Origin of the sequence: Hydrogenophaga sp. (genome assembly GCF_050182545.1) — a bacterium.
Lineage (GTDB): Bacteria > Pseudomonadota > Gammaproteobacteria > Burkholderiales > Burkholderiaceae_C > Hydrogenophaga.
In genome coordinates this window covers 179985-196863 of the sequence record NZ_JBFXCD010000003.1, presented here as the reverse complement: position 1 = coordinate 196863, position 16879 = coordinate 179985, and the positions used below count along the sequence as shown (strand labels likewise).

The window sequence follows — 16879 nt, the reverse complement described above, 5'->3', positions numbered from 1 at the left end:
GCCGAAACAGGTGTGAACCGACCCGAACAGCCATGCGACACACCGCCCTGACCCTCTGCCTCGTGTCTGCCGCCAGCCTGCTGGCCGGCTGCGAGGCCCTGGGCATCGAAACGGCCACGCAGATCAATGCGAAGAAGGAAGCCGAGGGCAAGGCCATCGGCAGCGCCTGCCGCCATGCGGTGCGCAGCATCGAGGACTGCTTTGGCGCCTATCCTCGCGCGGGCAAGGCCGCCGTGTTCGCCGGCTGGCGCGAGATGGACCAGTACATGCGCGACAACGCGGTGGTCGGCATGCCCGCCGAACCCGAGGCGGGCGAAACGCCCGCGGCGGCCGAAGCCGGCAAGTCCGGCGGTGCTTCGCAGAAGTCCTGAGCCGGCTCAGGCAACGCCATCCGCAGTCGCGGCCAGGCCGGCGCCCGGCTCACGTGCCGCATCCAGCTCGAACACCGCCATGCTTTCCACATGCGCGGTGTGCGCGAACATGTTGACCACCCCCGCAGCCACGCAACGGTAACCGGCCTGGTGCACCAGCAGGCCCGCGTCCCGCGCCAGCGTGGCCGGATTGCAGCTCACGTAGACGATGCGCCCGGGCGGCACCCAGGCGCCACGCTGCGCAGGGTTCTGGTGCAGATCGGCCAGCGCCTTGGCCAGCGCGAACGCGCCTTCCCGCGGTGGATCGACCAGCCATTTGTGCGCCACGCCATCGCCCACGAGCTGCACGGGCGTCATCTCGAACAGGTTGCGCGCGGCGAATGACGTGGGCGCCAGATGCTGTCGGCGCGCGGCCTGATTGCTCGCCAGGTTCTCGCGCGAGCGCGCCACCAGGGTCTCGCTGCCTTCAATGCCCAACACCTCCGCCGCCGTGGTCGCGATCGGCAAGGTGAAGTTGCCCAGGCCGCAGAACCAGTCGATCACCCGCTCGTGCGCCTGGGCATCCAGCAGGCGCAGGGCACGGGCCACCAGCACGCGGTTGATGAAGGGATTGACCTGCGTGAAGTCGGTCGGCCTGAACGGCATGTGAATGCCGAACTCGGGCAAGGCGTATGACAGCGCCGGCCCACCCTCGTCCAGCAACTTCACCGTGTCCGGCCCCTTGGCCTGCAGCCACCATTGCACGCCGTGCTGCGCACCGAAGGCCCGCAGGCGTGCCAGATCATCGTCGCTCAAGGGTTCGAGATGGCGCAGCACCAGCGCGGTCACGTCATCGCCGCAGGCCAGTTCGATCTGTGGACAGGTCTCGCGGGCATCCATGTCGAAAATCATCGAGCGCAGGGGCACGAGCATCGCGCTCACGTGGGCAGGGAGCACCGGGCAGACCCGCATGTCGGCCACGTAGCGGCTCTTGCGTTCGTGGAAACCGATCAGCACTTCGCCTTTCTTGTGCACGTAGCGCACCGACAGGCGGGCGCGGTAGCGGTAGCCCCACGCCGGGCCCTCGATCGGGCGCAGCAGGGTCTCGGCCCGGACCTTGCCGAGGTGCCAGAGGTTGTCTTCCAGCACACGCTGCTTGACCGCAACCTGCGCGGCCTCGTGCAGGTGCTGCATCTTGCAGCCGCCGCACGCGCCTGCGTGCAGGCCGAAATGCGGACAGCCGGGTCGCACGCGCTGGGAGGACTCGCGGTGCACCGCTGTCACGGTGCCGGCCTCCCAGTTGTTCTTCTTGCGGTGCACGTTCACGCTGACCTGCTCGAACGGCAGGGCCCCTTCGATGAACACTACCTTGCCATCGGGTCGGTGGGCGATGCCCTGGGCATCAATGTCGAGGGATTCCACTGCCAGCCAGCCATCAGGCAAGGCTGGGGCGGCATCCGGATCGGTCTGGGGCGCGCTGGCGGTGGTGAGAAGGCTGTTTTCGTAGGTGGATGACGCTGTCATCCAGCGATTGTCTCAGGCCCAGGCCTTGAGATATTCGCCCCAGTGCGATTCGGTGCGCGCCAGGTCGCCCAGTGTCTCCCTCACCATCGCGATTTCCTGCCCGTATTCGGCCTCGGTGAAGCCGCCGCGCATCTTCTGGAAGCGGCAGTAGACGAGATAGGTGTTCATCACGTCCGTCTCGCAATAACGCCGGATGTCATCCGTCTGACCGGCGAGGTACTGCGCATACACCTGCGAACCGTCCATGCCGAGCTTGCCGGGAAAGCCGCAGAGCTTGGCCATGGCGTCCAGCGGCGCGTTGTTCTTCGGCGAGTACATCGCCAGCAGGTCCATCAGGTCGAGGTGCCGCATGTGGTACCGACCGATGTAGTTGTTCCACTTGAACTCGCGGTCGTCCTCGCCCATGTCCCAGTACTTGCTGGCTTCCACGCCATGGCGCAGGCCGCGGTAGTGCAGCACCGGCAGATCAAAACCCCCACCGTTCCAACTCACCAGTTGCGGCGTGTGTTTCTCGACCGCGTGAAAGAAGCTTTGCACCACCTTGCCTTCGCTCTGGCCGTCGCGGTCCACGAAGGAATGGATGCGCAGGCCCTCGGCGTTGCGGAACACGCAGCTGATGACCAGCACGCGCTGCAGATGCAGCGGCATGAAATCGCTCTGGCCCTTTTCCTTTCGCTCGGCCAGCCAGGCCGCGTGGACCTGCTCGTCGCTGTGATCAGCCGGAGCATCGCGAAGGGCGCGCAGGCCTTCAACGTCGGGGATGGACTCGATGTCGAAGACGAGAACAGGCCAGGACATGGGTGTCGAGCGATTGGCGCTTGCCTTGAGCCAGGGGTGACGCGGGGGCCTCAGCGCTCAACGCCGAACGCCCGACGCTCAACAGCCGTCAGCGCTTGGGCAGATGACCGATTGGATCAACGGGCTTGCCCAGCCGGCGCACCTCGAAGTGCAGCTTCACGCGATCGGTGTCGCTGCTGCCCATCTCGGCGATCTTCTGACCCTGGCGAACGGCCTGATCCTCGCGCACCAGCAGCGCCTGGTTGTGCGCATAGGCGGTGAGGTAGGTGTTGTTGTGCTTGAGGATGATCAGGTTGCCGTAACCGCGCAGCCCCGCTCCAGCGTAGACCACGCGGCCATCGGCCGCGGCCACCACCGGGTCACCCACCTTGCCGGCGATCGACACGCCCTTGTTGTTGGCTTCGTCAAAGGGCGTGATCACCGCGCCCTGCGCAGGCCACACGAAGGTGAGCTCATCAGCGCCCACCGGTGCCGGTGGTGGCGCAGGCGGTGTCGACGGCGAGTTGGAAGCCACTGGCGGTGGTGGCGAGCTTTCAGTCAGCGGACGCGAAACCACCCCCGGACTGGCAACCGGGCTGGTCGATGGGCCGCTGGGCGCGGCGGGAGCCGCGGCGGCAGTCCCGTTGGTGGGCGGCAGCACACGCAGCACCTGTCCCACTTCCAGGGCGTTCGGGTTGGGCAGATTGTTCCAGGCCTGCACGTCGCGCCAGTTCTGGCCGCTCTCCAGGGCGATGCGGAACAGGGTATCGCCCGGCTTGACGGTGTAGTAGCCGACCTTGCCGGCATTCTCCGCTCCTGGAAGGGGCGGCAAGTCGGCCGGGCGCGCCATGGCGCCACCGCGGTCTTCCACCGGGGCCGGGCCGGCCACCCGGGTGGTGGAACAACCGGCCGTGATCATCAGCACGGCCAGCACCGACATGGCCACCCCGCCATGCCAGGCAGGTCGCCCAGGCGTGCGGGGCACACCCACGCAATGGAAAACTCGTTCGTTCATGAAAACTCCCACGAATGGCTGGCCACCCTGGCGACAGATACAGCCAGGGTTCCGAAATAGACACGCTGCGCCGTGCTGTACGGCCGCAACGTCATGCGACACCCGATTTTAGAGGCACAAAGAGCACGGCCTCCAGCTCTGTACGGACGATGCCGGCAGCGGTCTTGTCGATCACCACGAGGTTCTGGCGCCCGGCCACCGTCACCGCCGGCGCCACCAGACGACCGCCCACGGCCAACTGGTCGATCCAGGCCGCCGGAATGTCGTTGCCACCGGCAGCCGCGATGATGCCGGCGTAAGGCGCACCCCTGGCATAGCCCACCATGCCGTCACCGAACAGCAGGTGCAGATTGGACAGGCGAAACCAGCGAAGGTTCGCGCGCGCTTTCTCGTGCAGGCCCTTGAGCCGTTCGATGCTGTAGACCTCGCGCGCCAGATGGCTCAGCAAGGCGGCCTGGTAGCCGCAGCCGGTACCGATCTCCAGCACCCTGCCCAGCTTTTCGGTGCGCCCCTGGCAGAGCAGTTCCAGCATGCGGGCAACGACACCGGGCTTGGAGATGGTCTGACCGAGACCAATGGGCAGGCTGGTGTCCTCGTAGGCCTGGTTGACCAGCGCGGTGTCGACGAAGCGATGGCGTTCCACCGCCTGCAGGGCGGCCAGCACCCCCGGATGCGTCACACCTTGCCCCTGGATCTTGCGCACCATGGCGGCGCGCACCGCCTGCGACTCCATGCCGACGCCCGTCGGCATCGGCGCGGACCGGGCCCCCCGCAGCGCGGCCTGGGGCGGCGGCGCGTGCGGTGCGGCGGGGCTTCTCGAAGCGACACGCGCGAGCGGCTGGGCCGCGCCTCGCGGCGTGGACGGGGGCGTGCGATCCGTCCCCGGCATCCGCGCGGGAAATCCTGGCCGGGGCTTCACGAAGCGCCGCCCTCGGCTGCACCAGCGGCTTGCGACGGGACCGACATCCGGGCCGCGGTGGGCGCCCAGTAGGCCAGGCGATCGTGATCGGTCAGATCGACCTGCAACGGGGTGATGGTCGCATAGCCCTGCAGCGAGGCGTGGAAATCGGTGCCCTCCGCATCGTCCTTGGCCTTGCCGGCGCTGCCGATCCAGTACATGGTGTCACCGCGCGGGTTGGTCTGCGAGATCACCTGCTCGGCCGCGTGGCGCCGCCCCAGGCGCGCCACCTTGAAGCCGCGAATGTCGGCCAGCGGCCGACTGGGGATGTTGACATTGAGCAGCCAGGGCTGGTCCGGTGGCCCATCCTGCAGCGAGGGCAGCAATTGCGAGACGAGCCGAGCCGCCATGGCGCCCGCCGCATCCAGATGCGCCCAGCCCTTCTCGGTCTGCGAAAAAGCAATGGCCGGAATGCCGAAGAGATATCCCTCCATCGCGGCCCCCACGGTGCCGGAGTAAATGGTGTCGTCGCCCATGTTGGCGCCGTTGTTGATGCCCGAGACCACCAGGTCGGGCCGGTAGCCCAGCAGGCCGGTGAGCGCAATGTGCACGCAGTCGGCCGGTGTGCCGTTCACATAGCGAAAACCGTTGTGTGCGGTGTGCACGTACAACGGCGAATGCAGCGACAGCGCGTTGGACTTGGCGCTGTTGTTGTGCTCCGGGGCCACCACCTCCACCTCGGCCAGGCCCTTGAGGGCCTCGTACAACGCCACGATGCCCGGCGCCTGATAACCGTCGTCGTTGGAGATGAGAATTTTCATTGCGGCAATTCTAGGTGGATCGGGGGGTCTCGCCCGTGACAAGCAGCGGGACAACCCGCTGCGGCAAGCGTGCCTGGCTGCCTATCATGGAAAACTTTCCGACAACCCGAACGAGGAATCCACCATGCATGCCTGGCTCTGCGAAAACCCTGTGGGCGTCGAGGCCCTGAGCTGGAAGGAATTGCCCACGCCCGAGCCCAAGGCCGGCGAGGCGCTGATCGAGATCGAGGCCGCGAGCCTGAACTTTCCCGACCTGCTCATCGTGCAGAACAAGTACCAGATGAAGCCCGCCCTGCCCTTTGTGCCCGGTTCCGAATATGCCGGCGTGGTGCGCGCCGTGGGCGATGGCGTGAAGCACCTGCAGGTGGGCCAGCGCGTGGCCTGCCTCAGCGGCACGGGCGGCTTCGGCACGCACACCATTGCCCCGGCCGCGCTGTGCATGCCGCTGCCAGCAGGCTTCCCCGCCGTGGACGCCGCGGCCTTCATCATGATCTACGCCACCTCCTGGCACGCACTGATGGACCGCGCCGCGCTCAAGGCCGGTGAGACGGTGCTCGTGCTGGGCGCGGCCGGCGGCGTGGGCACGGCAGCGATCCAGATTGCCAAGGCGGCCGGCGCGCGCGTGATCGCCGCGGCTTCAAGCGACGAGAAGTGCGAACTGTGCAAGCAGCTCGGTGCGGACGCGACCATCAACTACAGCGTGCACACACCGAAGGAAGGCCTGCGCGATGCGATCAAGCAGCTCACCGACGGCAAGGGCCCGGACGTGATTTACGACCCGGTCGGCGGTGACTTCGCCGAACCGGCGTTCCGCTCCATCGCCTGGCGCGGACGCTATCTGGTGGTGGGCTTTGCCAGCGGCCCCATCCCGGCCCTTCCGCTGAACCTCACCTTGCTCAAGGGCGCGAGCATCGTGGGCGTGTTCTGGGGTGATTTCGCGCGCCGCGAGCCCAAGGCCAATGCGCAGATGATGCAGACCCTGGCCGAGATGTACGCCAAGGGCCAGGTCAAACCGGTGATCGACCAGACCCTGCCCATGAGCGAACTGCACAAGGCCTACGCCATCATGGGCTCGCGCTCGGTCAGGGGCAAGCTGGTCATGGTCAACTGACGCCTTTGAACCCCGCCGGAGCCATGTGAACGCCACGCCACCCTCCAACGCCAGCAACCGTCCCGCCCATGCAAAGTACCTGGGCCGGTACGAACTGCGCCAGATGCTGGGCCAGGGCCCACATTCCACGGTCTGGCTCGCGCACGACTCCCGGCTCGATCGGCTGGTCGTCATCAAGGTGCTGGCGTCACCGCAACCGGGCAGCAGCGCCAAGGTGGAAGCCTGGCTGAGCCTGGCGCGCCAGGTGGGCCGCCTTTCACACCCACACATCGCCACGCTGGTCGAAGCCGACGTCATTGACGGCCGACCGGCGCTGGTGTTCGAGCATGTGACGGACCAGACGCTGGCCGGTCACTTGCAGAGCGACGGAGCCCTGCACCCCACGGACGCGGTCAACCTCATGATCCCGGTGCTCGAGGCGCTGCAGGCGGCCCACGCGGCCGGGGTGGTGCACCGCAATCTCAAGCCCTCCAACATCCTGCTCGACCGCGCCCTCCGCCCCTGGGTGACCGACTTCGCCATGGCCGCGCGCATGGGCGCCGCGGACGAAGGCGCCCGCAACGTACAGGGCACGCCCGGCTATCTCTCTCCCGAGGCCGCCAGGGGACAAGGCGTGGCCGCGGTGAGCGACGTGTTCTGCGCCGCGCTCGTGCTCGCCGAAATGCTGTTCGGCAAGCCGCTGGTGGATGGGCGGGACCCCTTGCACGCAATCCATCGCGTCACGCACGAAGACCTTGCCCTGCCCGCGGATGGCGTGCACGAGGTGGACGACGCGCTGCGCAGCGTGCTCATGCGCGGCCTCGCGCGCGACGCGCGGCTGCGCGTCGAAAGTGCTCAGGCCTTTGCACAGGCGCTGCGCGACTGGCAGGGCCAGCAACAGCCAGAAAACACCCTCACGCCTGCGCCGCAAGGCAGCCACGCCACGCTGGGCTTCCTGCTGCGGCGCATGCGCCACCGGAGCGATTTCCCGGCCATGTCCGAGTCCATCGGGCGCGTGCAGAGCATGGCCGCATCGGAGAACGAAAGCCTGAATTCGCTGACCAGCGAAATCCTCAAGGACGTGGCACTCACCAACAAGGTGCTGCGCCTGGTCAACACGGCGCAGTTCGCTCACGCCGGTGGCGGCAGCATCAGCACGGTCTCGCGCGCGGTCAGCCTGATCGGCTTCGTCGGCATCCGCAACATCGCCATGAGCCTGGTGCTGCTCGAACACATGCAGAACAAGGCGCACGCCAACCTGCTCAAGGCCGAATTCCTGCGCGCGCTGCTGGCCGGCTCGCTCGCCAGCGACCTGTGTGCCGTCTCGCGCGAGGGCGAAGAGGTGTTCATCGGCTCGCTGTTCCAGAACCTGGGTCGGCTGCTCACGGAGTTCTACTTCCCTGAAGAAGCCCAGCTGATCCGCCAGGCGATGACCGCGGGCAAGAGCGAGGACGTCGCCGCCCTGGGTGTGCTCGGCATGACCTGCGAAGACCTGGGCCTGGGCGTGGCGCGCGTGTGGGACATGCCCGCCAGCATCCAGCGCCTGATGCACAAACCCCTTGGAAGCCCTCCGGCGCGCCCGCCTGCCGAACCCGAGGAACGCCTGCGCTGGCTGTGCCTGGCGTCCAACGAACTGGCCGATGCCTTCCTGCACAAAGAGGGTGAGGCCCAGGCGCGCGAGCTTGCACGCCTGTGCGCCCGCTACGCCCACGGGCTCGGGCTGGAGGACAGGCACATCCAGACCGTGGCGCTGGCCGCGCGCGAGAGGCTGGCCCAGACCGCTGAAGCCATGGGTTTGCAGGTGGCTGCCGATTCACCGGCCGCCCGCTTGCTGCGACCCTCTTCCGCGAAGCCCGCGCCCGTGGATGCCCTGCAACCCCACGCGCTGACGGCCAGGCCCCCGGAAGCGCAGGCATCCCCCAGCACGGACACCCCGGCGATGCCGCACGCGGTATCGGCCGAGCTGCTGGCCACCGGCATCCAGGACATCACCAACGCCATGGTCGAAGACGTCGAGCTCAACGACGTGCTCCGCATGGTGCTGGAAACCATGTACCGCGCCCTGGGTTTCCGGCGCGTGTTGCTGTGCCTGCGCGACGCCGGCAGCCACAGGCTGACCGGGCGGTTTGGCCTGGGCGAGGACGCCACGTCCGTCGCACAGCTGTTCCAGGTGCCCCTCAAGGACGCGCAAGACCTCTTCGGCATGGTGTGCAACAAAGGGCTGGACACACTGATCCGCGACGCCCGCGTGTCGTCCGTCGCGCAACGGCTGCCGGTCTGGTACCGCAGCCAGATCAACGCACCGGCCTTCCTGTTGCTGCCCTTGCAGATCAAGGGCGCGCCCTTCGGGCTGATCTATGCCGACAAGGCCAGCGCGTCCGACATCGCGCTCGATGAAAAGGAACTTGCCTTGCTCAAGACGCTGCGCAACCAGGCGGTGATGGCGTTTCGCCAGTCGCGGCACTGAGTCGCGGGGCCGCGGACAGGCCCGCGCCGCTTCAAGCCACGATCCGCTGCGCCAGTTGCCAGACGGCTGCGCGGTGTCCGGCGGCCAGGGCATCGACCGAGTTGTCAGCCAGCGGCACGTCGAGGTTCGCCTGCCCCAGTTCCGGCGCGGCGGCATCGGCGCGCTCGTCACTCAGCCACCAGCGCGCCTGCAGGCGCAGCGAGCGGCGAGCGGCGTCGGCGATCAGGACGTCGATCTGCACGCGCAGACGCCGGCCCACCGCCACGCCTGCCGGCGCCGGCGCACGCCAGACCAGTCCTTCTCCGCGCAAACGCGCCAGATCCGCCACGAGGCGGCTCGGGATGCTGTCGCGCAGCGGTTCCACCCAGCGATGCCCCACCAGCGGCAGCAAGGTCGCCGCGCCGCTGGCCACCACCAGCGTGTCGCGGTCCAGCGCGCCCGGCAGGCGCACCACGCCCGCCACTTCCCACACCGCACCGTCACCCGGCCGTGGTGCCACCGCAGGCCCCGGCGGCTCGGCCCGCAGTTCATACCAGTGCGTGGCATCGACGCTGCCGGCACAGCCCGACAGCACCCAGGGGGCCAGGCAGAGACTGGCCAGCGTTGCACGGCGCTTCATTCCGCCACCTTTCTGCCCCGCAGGAGCGCGTCGGGTTGTTGTTCCAGCGTCTCGGCCAGATCGCGAAGGGCGCGCGCCGCACGCGACAGATCCGCCAGCGCACGGTCGGCTCCCACGGCGAGTCGGGAGTCGCTCGATGTGGTCTCACGCAGCGCGGCCGCACTGCGCGCCACCTCGTCCGCCGCGCGCTGCAGGTTCTGCACCAGCGGTGCGTCCGGCGCGATCAGATCGGCGACGCGCTCGGACGTGCGCCCCAGTCCGATGGCCGTGTTGTCGACCGAGCGCGCCGCCTCGCCCATGCTGTCCATGGCGCGCCGGGTCGCGGCGAGCGAACGCTGCAGCTCGTCGGCCAACGGGTCCAGGCGCTGGTCCAGGCGGGTCGACACCCGCCGGATCGCGGCCATGGTTTCGGCCAGGTCGTCCAGCGCCTGCTTGAGCTGCGGCCCGGAGACCACCGCGCGGGCCGACGCGGCGATGGCGGCGATGTCGTCGGTGATCCGGCGCAGGTCCAGGCCCTCGATCTGGTCACGCAGGTTCTGAATCGCCGTGGCCGAGGTGGGAATCTCGATGGCGTCCGTGTGACCGCCGCGCAGCCTGCTCGCCCGATCGGGGCGCAAGTCCAGGTCCACGTAGAGCAACCCCGTCAGCAGGCTCTGTATCGAGAGCTGCGCGCTCAGCCCACGATCCACCAACGCGGGCAAGGCAGGCCGCGCCTCGGCGCGGGAGCGTTCACCATCCAGACCCCGGATCGCGTCGCTGTCGAGCACGGCCACCACGGGAATCGAGAAACTTTCTGAAGCGGGGTCATAGGCGACGGCGACGGACTCGACGCTGCCCACCCGGACGCCGCGAAACACCACCGGCGCGCCCACCTGCAAGCCATACACCGACTCGCTGAAGTGCATCACCACGCGCTCCCGCTGGGTGAAGTACGTGTTGCCCGCGAGCGCGATGATGCCAATGGCTATCACAGCGATGCCCGCGACCACGAAGGTGCCGATCAGCGTGGGATTCGCCTTGCGTTTCATGCGTGTGCCTCCTTGGCGTTCGGGACCGCGCCGCGCCGCAGGAACCGCTGCACGTCCTCGGGACCATTGCTCCGCAGCGCCTTCGGTGGACCGAGTGCCGTCATGGTCTTGCTCCGCGCATCCAGGAACAGCAGGCGGTCCGCGAGCGCAAAGATGCTCTCCAGTTCGTGGCTGACCATGACGACCGTGGTGCCAAGGTCGTCGCGCAAATGCATGATGAGTTCGTCCAGGTGCGCCGAGGTCAGTGGGTCCAGGCCGGCCGAGGGCTCGTCCAGGAACAGCAGCGGCGGGTCCAGCGCAAGCGCGCGCGCAATGGCGGCGCGCTTGCGCATGCCGCCGCTGAGCGTGGCCGGCTCGGCATCGAAGCTGCCGGCCAGTCCCACGAGCGCGAGCTTGAAGCGCGCCTCACGTTCGCGCGACCCCGCGTCCATGTCTGTCAGCACCTGCATCGGCAGCATGACGTTCTCGCCCACCGTCATGCTGCTCCACAAGGCGCCGGCCTGGAACATCACGCCGAACGATTGCAGCAGGGTGGTCCTGGCGTCATCGTCGGCCTCGTACAAATCCTGCGTGCCGTACAGCACCCGCCCTTTAGCGGGCGTCTGCAGGCCGATGAGGTGGCGCAACAGCGTGCTCTTGCCGCAGCCGCTGCCGCCCGCCAGGGCCAGGACCTCGCCGGGCAGAATGTCGAAGCTCAGGTCGCGCTGGATGACCGCGCTGCCGAAAGCCATGGTCAGACCCTGCACGCGCACCAGCGGCTCACGCACCGGGGCGGTCGCGGCGGGCTGGGTGGCATGGGAGGGGTTGAACGGTTCGTGCATCAGACGTCCAGTCGTTGAAACACCACCGTGAGCGCGGAGGCGACCACGACGATCCACACAATGGCTTGTACCACCGATGCCGTGGTGGCATCCCCCACGGCCTGCGCGCTGCGCCCGGCCGACATGCCCTGCAGGCAACCGGCGAGCGCCACCAGCACTGAGTACGACGTGCCCTTGATCAGCCCCACCAGCACGTGTGGCAAGGTCAGTGCCTGCATGCTGGCGTACACATACTCCAGCGGCGTCACACCATAGATGACCACCGCCACCAGCCAGCCCACCGCCATGCCGACCAGTGCACCGAACGCGGTGAGCATCGGCCCCACGATGAGCAGGGCCAGCACACGCGGCAGAACCAGAAAATCCACCGGATTCACGCCCATGGTGGCCAGCGCATCCACCTCCTCGTTCGCGCGCATGCTGCCGATCTGCGCGGCGAAGGCCGCACCCACGCGACCCGCAAGCACTATGCCCACCAGCAGCGCCGCCACTTCGCGCACCACACCCACCGTCACGAGGTCCGCAATGTAGTTCTGTGCGCCAAACCGCTGCAGCTGCGCCGCACCCATGTAGGCCACGATGAGGCCGACCAGAAAACACACCAGCGCCACGATGGGAAGGCTGCGAGGGCCTGTCTGCTCGATCTGCCAGGCCAGGTCGGCCGCGCGCATGTCGCTGCGACCACGGCACCAGCGTCCCAGCGACAGCAGCACCTCGCCAAAGAAGGTGAGCGTCTTGCGGCGTTGCGCCCACCAGGCCGTGAACCAGATGCCCAGACGCGCAACACGACCGGGCGAAGAAGCGTCGGCGGCGTTGGCCGCAGGCGGCGCGGTGCCCAGCGCGAGAAGAAGGATCTGTTGCAGCCCTTCGGGCAGGCTTTGCAGGTTCACGTCGGCCTGGCGACGCGCGAACGGCTCCAGTCGATGCCACAACGCCGAAGCCAGCGCAGCGTCCCAGGAACGCAGCCGATCTGCGTCAATGCGCACACGGCCTGTCACTTCCGAAGCCGGAAGGCGCGGCACCGCGGCGCGATGCCCGCGCCAGGCGCCAGCCAGCTCCAGCACCCAGTCGTCGCCGATCGAGACCCAGCGCGCATCCGGTGCAAGCGTCTCGTCATTCACCGCCATCTTGTCCGACGAGGCATCTGCGCCGGGGACATCGTGCATGGAAGAACCCATTCATCTTCGGAATCCGGATTCTATCGACGGGCTTGCCGGTCGACCGAAGTCCTCCTGTAGGACAACGCCGCATCGCGCCACCACAGGCGCAACCGTCCTCATGCCGGCCTTCCCGGCCCGCGCGAACATCCCGGATCACACGGGTGTCACTGGCCAGACGCGCCAGGCAACGAAAATGGCCGGCATGACGACAATTTCGCCGCCCAACCACACCCCCATCGAAAATGAGCGCGATCCGCGTCGACTGCTGCCGGGCGCTTCCAACTTTCGCGACCTTGGTGGCCACACCGGACACGGCGGACGGCGCGTGCGTTACGGCCGCGTCTACCGATCCGACCACCTCGCGGGACTCACGTCAGAGGACCTGCGTCTCCTCAAGGGAATGGGGCTCACTCACCGCATCGACTTCCGCGGAGTGGCCGAGTGCGCCGCCCTGCCTGCGAACGTTGCAGGCATCTCCACACTGCCACTGCCGATTGAACCCACGGTGGTGCATCGCGTGGAAGCCCTGCTGGCGCAGGGCACGGTGCCCACCGAGGCCGAGACGGTCGCGCTGATGTGCCAGACCTACCAGGGTTTCGCGCGCGAGGGCGCGCCGGTGTATGCGCGATTCTTCCGGCACCTGCTCGAACACTCGACACCGCTGGTATTTCACTGCACGGCGGGCAAGGACCGCACCGGTTTTGCCGCCGCGCTCTTGCTTGGTGCGCTGGGCGTGGCGCACGACGACATCGTGCAGGACTACCTGCTCACCAACTGCCTCTACCGCCGCAGCCCCCTGGTGCACACGCGTGGCCCGGATCATGTGATGGACGTGCTCTGGGGTGTGCAGCCCGCCTTCCTCGAAGCGGCATTCACCACCATCGAACGGGAATTTGGCGGGCTGGCGCGCTACCTGGCGGGCCCCATCGGCCTGGCGCCCACCGACCTCGAACGCCTGCGGGCTTCGCTGCTGGAAACCGGCAACTCCCCCACATGAATGCCACCGCCGCGCCGAAGCCCGCCTGATACCGTTGTTGCGCGCCCCCTCTTCAACCATCCCAGGTGAACCGTGACCCAATCCAGACCCCAGACCCTGCACAAGCACCGCTCGAAAGCCGTCACCGACGGCATTGCCCGCGCGCCCCATCGCGCCTTTCTGCGCGCCACCGGCTTTGACGATGAGGCCTTCGGCAAGTCCATCGTCGGCATCGTCAGCACACAGGGTGAGAACACACCCTGCTCCATGGGACTCGCGCCCCAGGCAGACCGCGCCCGGCTTGGCGTTGCCGCCGGTGGCGGCGTGCCGGTGACATTCACCACGATCTCCGTGTCGGACGGCACGTCGATGAACCACGGCGGCATGCGCATGAGCCTGGTGTCCAGGGAAGTGATCGCCGACAGCGTGGAGGTCGCCGTGCGTGGACACGCCTACGATGGCCTGGTGGCGTTCGCGGGATGCGACAAGACCCTGCCGGCCATGATGATGGCCATCGTGCGGCTCAACGTGCCGGCCGCCTTCGTCTACGGTGGCGCCACGCTGCCTGGCCATGCCCACGGCCAGCAGGCCACCATCCTGACAGCCATCGAATCCGTGGGCGCGGTGCAGACCGGCACGATGACGCCGCAGCATCTGCAGGGCATCGAAAGAACCTGTACCCCCACGGCAGGCTCCTGCCCCGGCCAGTTCACCGCCAACACCATGGCCATGGTCGGCGAGGCCCTGGGCCTGTCGCCACTGGGATCGTCCATGATGCCCGCCGTCTACAGCGAACGGCTGGCGATTGCGCAACGCGCCGGTCAGTCCGTGATGCGCACGATCGAACGCGGTGGCCCCCTGCCCCGCGAGCTCGTGACACGCAAGAGCCTGGAGAACGCCTGCGCCGCCGTGGCAGCCACGGGCGGATCGACCAATGCAGCGCTTCACATTCCGGCCATCGCACACGAGGCGGGGATCGACTTCACGCTCGACGACGTGGCCGCCGTGTTCCAGCGCACCCCGCTGATTGCCGACCTGCAGCCCGGGGGCAAGTACCTGGCGCGCGACCTGCACGAAGTGGGCGGCACGCCGATGATCCTCAAGACCTTGCTGGCCTCCGGGCATCTGCATGGCGACGTGCTGACGCTGGACGGCGAGCCACTGGCCGACGCACTGCAACGCTGGCCCGATGCCGACGGCACCATCGTGCGCCCCAGCGAACAGGCCATTCTGCCCACCGGTGGCGTGACCGTGCTGCGCGGCAACCTGTGCCCCGATGGCGCGCTGCTGAAGGTCGCCGGCCTGCGCTCGCTGCAGTTCAAGGGGCCGGCCCGTGTGTTCGAAAGCGAGGAAGACTGCATGCGCTCGGTGGCCGAACGCAGCTACCGGCCGGGCGAGGTCCTCGTCATTCGCAACGAAGGCCCCAAGGGCGGGCCCGGCATGCGGGAGATGCTGAGTGTGACGGCCGCACTCTACGGCCAGGGCATGGGTGAGGCGGTGGCCCTGCTCACCGACGGCCGCTTCTCCGGGGCCACCCGGGGCCTGTGCATCGGCTACGTGGGCCCCGAGGCCGCGCAGGGCGGGCCGATTGCGCTGGTGCAGGACGGCGATGTGATCCGCATCGACGCTGCGGCGGGCCTGCTCGAACTCGAAGTGAGCGCCGAGGAACTCGCCGCCCGCCAGGCCCGCTGGACGCCGCCCCCGCCCGCCCGGCTCGGCGGCGTGCTCGAAAAATACGCCATCGTCGTGCGGCCTGCCCGGCAAGGTGCGGTCACCCATTCGGGTGCGGTCGAATGGCCTTATGAGGACACGGGCCATTGATACCGCTCCAGGACACGTCTGGCTTCGGTGGCCTGGACGGGTGGGCGCGGAACACCCATCGGAAACAAAAAAAGCCCGGTCGCGACCGAGCCGTTCAATTAAAGTGTTGAACTAAACATTGCATTCGATTGACTGATGTAAGGGCTGCAGCCATGCAGCCCTTTTTTTGTTTGCGCTACTCAAATTGCGCGAAGGTCAGGCTCATCGTAGGCGTCCGTTCATCCCATCTCGACAGAGATTGAGATGCGTGTTGCGGGCGGCTTCCGAGGGCAGCGGTATCTCAGATTGCCACAAGGTCTGGCAACAGACGCTCGTACTCTGCTCTCACTACCTCATAGCACTCGCAGGTGCGCAACTCCAGCTTCGGGCGATCAAGGACCGTGATGTGGCCCCGCGAGTAACGGATGACTCCAGCGGCCTGTAACTTGAGCGCCGCCTCCGTTACGCCCTCGCGCCGCACTCCCAGCATGTTTGCAATGAGCTCCTGGGTCATCACCAGCTCGTTGCCCGTCAAGCGATCCAAGCTGAGAAGCAGCCAACGACAGAGTTGTTGATCAAGGGAGTGGTGGCGGTTGCACACTGCGGTCTGGCACATCTGCGTGAGCAGCGCTTGCGTGTAGCGCAACATCAAATGCATCACCGGCCCGGCAGTGTCGAAGTCACGCTTGATGGTGTCAGCGCGGAGACGGTATCCCATGCCAGCACTCTGAACCACAGCCCTGCTTGGAGTGGTGTTCCCGCCCATGAAGATGGAGATGCCAACCACGCCTTCATTTCCAACCACTGCGATTTCGGCCGAAGAGCCGTTCTCCAGCACGTACAGGAGCGAAACGATACCGGTCGTGGGGAAGCAGACGAATGTCATCTGCTCCCCGGATTCGTAAAGGACCTTGCCAAGGGGCAAGTGGACCAACTCGAGCATGGGCTTCCAACGCTGCCACTCTGCATCCGGTAAACACGCAAGCAGTTGATTCTTGCGAGGATCGTCGGGTTCAGTCATGTGGCTCACCTCCAAGTTGACTACTGTCACAGGACGAGGCTCGCCGATAGATTTGTAGATCTCGCAGGATCGGCCAGAATCAAATGACGGTCTGTCCGATACCGTACATAGGCCGTAACTGTACCTGCTGACCGTTGTTGATTTCATTGATCAACCCGAAATGCTAACCGGGTGAGTTGCACGAGGTGTCATCACTGTGCTCTGACTCTGAAGCGCAGACCGGTGCTTGCCAATTGGGGCATGCGCCATTGGTGCGCGCGTGCCAGTGCTTGCACAGTGCATGGTTCTGGTGGCCAAGTACGCCGACCACCTGCCGCTGTACCGCCCGGAAGCGATCTTCAGCCGAGCTGGCCTCGCCATCCCCCACTCCACCCTGGCGCAATGGGTGGGCTGCTGTGGCGTGCAGTTGCAGCCGTCACCGACTGGCTTGGTGTCAGGGGTGAACTCAGGCATCAGCAACGCCCAACTTTTGAGCAGCAGCCCGCATATCATGCTGGCCGTGGCCTGCGGGC

Annotated in this window: 15 protein-coding genes and 1 pseudogene; 6 read left to right on the top strand and 10 right to left on the bottom strand. The window is 67.2% G+C overall.

The features are described 5' to 3' along the window. The first annotated feature begins 32 nt into the window (after positions 1-32). The gene (locus AB7P10_RS04795) at positions 33-371 is read left to right on the top strand and encodes a hypothetical protein (RefSeq protein ID WP_428292698.1); all 339 of its coding nucleotides are present in this window, start codon (positions 33-35) and stop codon (positions 369-371) included. A 6-nt stretch (positions 372-377) separates the two neighbouring features. Here AB7P10_RS04795 and rlmD read toward each other — a convergent pair whose 3' ends face one another. The 5 genes from rlmD to surE all read right to left on the bottom strand — a co-directional run bounded on the left by rlmD (position 378) and on the right by surE (position 5385). Next, positions 378-1874, bottom strand: a complete 1497-nt coding sequence (gene rlmD, locus AB7P10_RS04790) for a 23S rRNA (uracil(1939)-C(5))-methyltransferase RlmD (RefSeq protein ID WP_428292697.1) — start codon at positions 1872-1874, stop codon at positions 378-380. Positions 1875-1886: 12 nt separating this feature from the next. Beyond that, positions 1887-2672 carry a 3'-5' exonuclease gene (locus AB7P10_RS04785; RefSeq protein WP_428292696.1) on the bottom strand — a complete coding sequence of 262 codons (786 nt, stop codon included), beginning with the start codon at positions 2670-2672 and terminating at the stop codon, positions 1887-1889. 88 nt (positions 2673-2760) lie between these two features. Beyond that, complete coding sequence (locus tag AB7P10_RS04780; protein ID WP_428292826.1) at positions 2761-3591, bottom strand: peptidoglycan DD-metalloendopeptidase family protein; 831 nt, start codon at positions 3589-3591, stop codon at positions 2761-2763. A gap of 166 nt (positions 3592-3757) precedes the next feature. Beyond that, complete coding sequence (locus AB7P10_RS04775; RefSeq protein ID WP_428292695.1) at positions 3758-4585, bottom strand: protein-L-isoaspartate(D-aspartate) O-methyltransferase; 828 nt, start codon at positions 4583-4585, stop codon at positions 3758-3760. Continuing rightward, positions 4582-5385 (bottom strand): 5'/3'-nucleotidase SurE, encoded by an 804-nt coding sequence (surE, locus tag AB7P10_RS04770; protein ID WP_428292694.1) that lies wholly within the window; start codon positions 5383-5385, stop codon positions 4582-4584. Before surE ends, AB7P10_RS04775 begins: the two co-directional genes overlap by 4 nt. Positions 5386-5509: 124 nt before the next feature. Between surE and AB7P10_RS04765 the strand changes: the two genes are divergently transcribed. Beyond that, on the top strand, positions 5510-6496 hold the full coding sequence (locus tag AB7P10_RS04765; protein ID WP_428292693.1) for an NADPH:quinone oxidoreductase family protein: 987 nt from the start codon (positions 5510-5512) through the stop codon (positions 6494-6496). A gap of 25 nt (positions 6497-6521) precedes the next feature. Next, positions 6522-8942: a protein kinase domain-containing protein gene (locus tag AB7P10_RS04760; RefSeq protein ID WP_428292692.1), complete on the top strand. Its 2421-nt coding sequence runs from the start codon at positions 6522-6524 to the stop codon at positions 8940-8942. Positions 8943-8973: 31 nt separating this feature from the next. Here AB7P10_RS04760 and AB7P10_RS04755 read toward each other — a convergent pair whose 3' ends face one another. From AB7P10_RS04755 to AB7P10_RS04740, 4 genes are read right to left on the bottom strand one after another with little or no spacing between them, the layout of a single operon-like run. Beyond that, a complete protein-coding gene (locus AB7P10_RS04755; protein WP_428292691.1) occupies positions 8974-9561 on the bottom strand; it encodes a PqiC family protein in 588 nt (195 codons plus the stop codon). After that, positions 9558-10589: an MlaD family protein gene (locus tag AB7P10_RS04750; protein WP_428292690.1), complete on the bottom strand. Its 1032-nt coding sequence runs from the start codon at positions 10587-10589 to the stop codon at positions 9558-9560. Before AB7P10_RS04750 ends, AB7P10_RS04755 begins: the two co-directional genes overlap by 4 nt. Further along, positions 10586-11410, bottom strand: a complete 825-nt coding sequence (locus AB7P10_RS04745) for an ABC transporter ATP-binding protein (RefSeq protein ID WP_428292689.1) — start codon at positions 11408-11410, stop codon at positions 10586-10588. Before AB7P10_RS04745 ends, AB7P10_RS04750 begins: the two co-directional genes overlap by 4 nt. Further along, positions 11410-12576, bottom strand: coding sequence for an MlaE family ABC transporter permease (locus AB7P10_RS04740; RefSeq protein ID WP_428292688.1), 1167 nt, complete (start codon positions 12574-12576; stop codon positions 11410-11412). Before AB7P10_RS04740 ends, AB7P10_RS04745 begins: the two co-directional genes overlap by 1 nt. 196 nt (positions 12577-12772) lie before the next feature. Between AB7P10_RS04740 and AB7P10_RS04735 the strand changes: the two genes are divergently transcribed. Together AB7P10_RS04735 and ilvD are read left to right on the top strand one after the other, a co-directional pair. Then, on the top strand, positions 12773-13567 hold the full coding sequence (locus AB7P10_RS04735) for a tyrosine-protein phosphatase (RefSeq protein ID WP_428292687.1): 795 nt from the start codon (positions 12773-12775) through the stop codon (positions 13565-13567). Positions 13568-13639: 72 nt separating this feature from the next. Beyond that, positions 13640-15367 (top strand): dihydroxy-acid dehydratase, encoded by a 1728-nt coding sequence (ilvD, locus tag AB7P10_RS04730; protein WP_428292686.1) that lies wholly within the window; start codon positions 13640-13642, stop codon positions 15365-15367. 280 nt (positions 15368-15647) lie between these two features. Here ilvD and AB7P10_RS04725 read toward each other — a convergent pair whose 3' ends face one another. Then, positions 15648-16367 (bottom strand): Crp/Fnr family transcriptional regulator, encoded by a 720-nt coding sequence (locus AB7P10_RS04725; RefSeq protein ID WP_428292685.1) that lies wholly within the window; start codon positions 16365-16367, stop codon positions 15648-15650. Positions 16368-16650: 283 nt separating this feature from the next. On the opposite strand from AB7P10_RS04725, the pseudogene AB7P10_RS04720 reads away from it, so the two are divergent. Beyond that, positions 16651-16782: pseudogene (locus AB7P10_RS04720) on the top strand (IS66 family transposase); the annotation flags it as partial. Positions 16783-16879 lie beyond the last annotated feature (97 nt).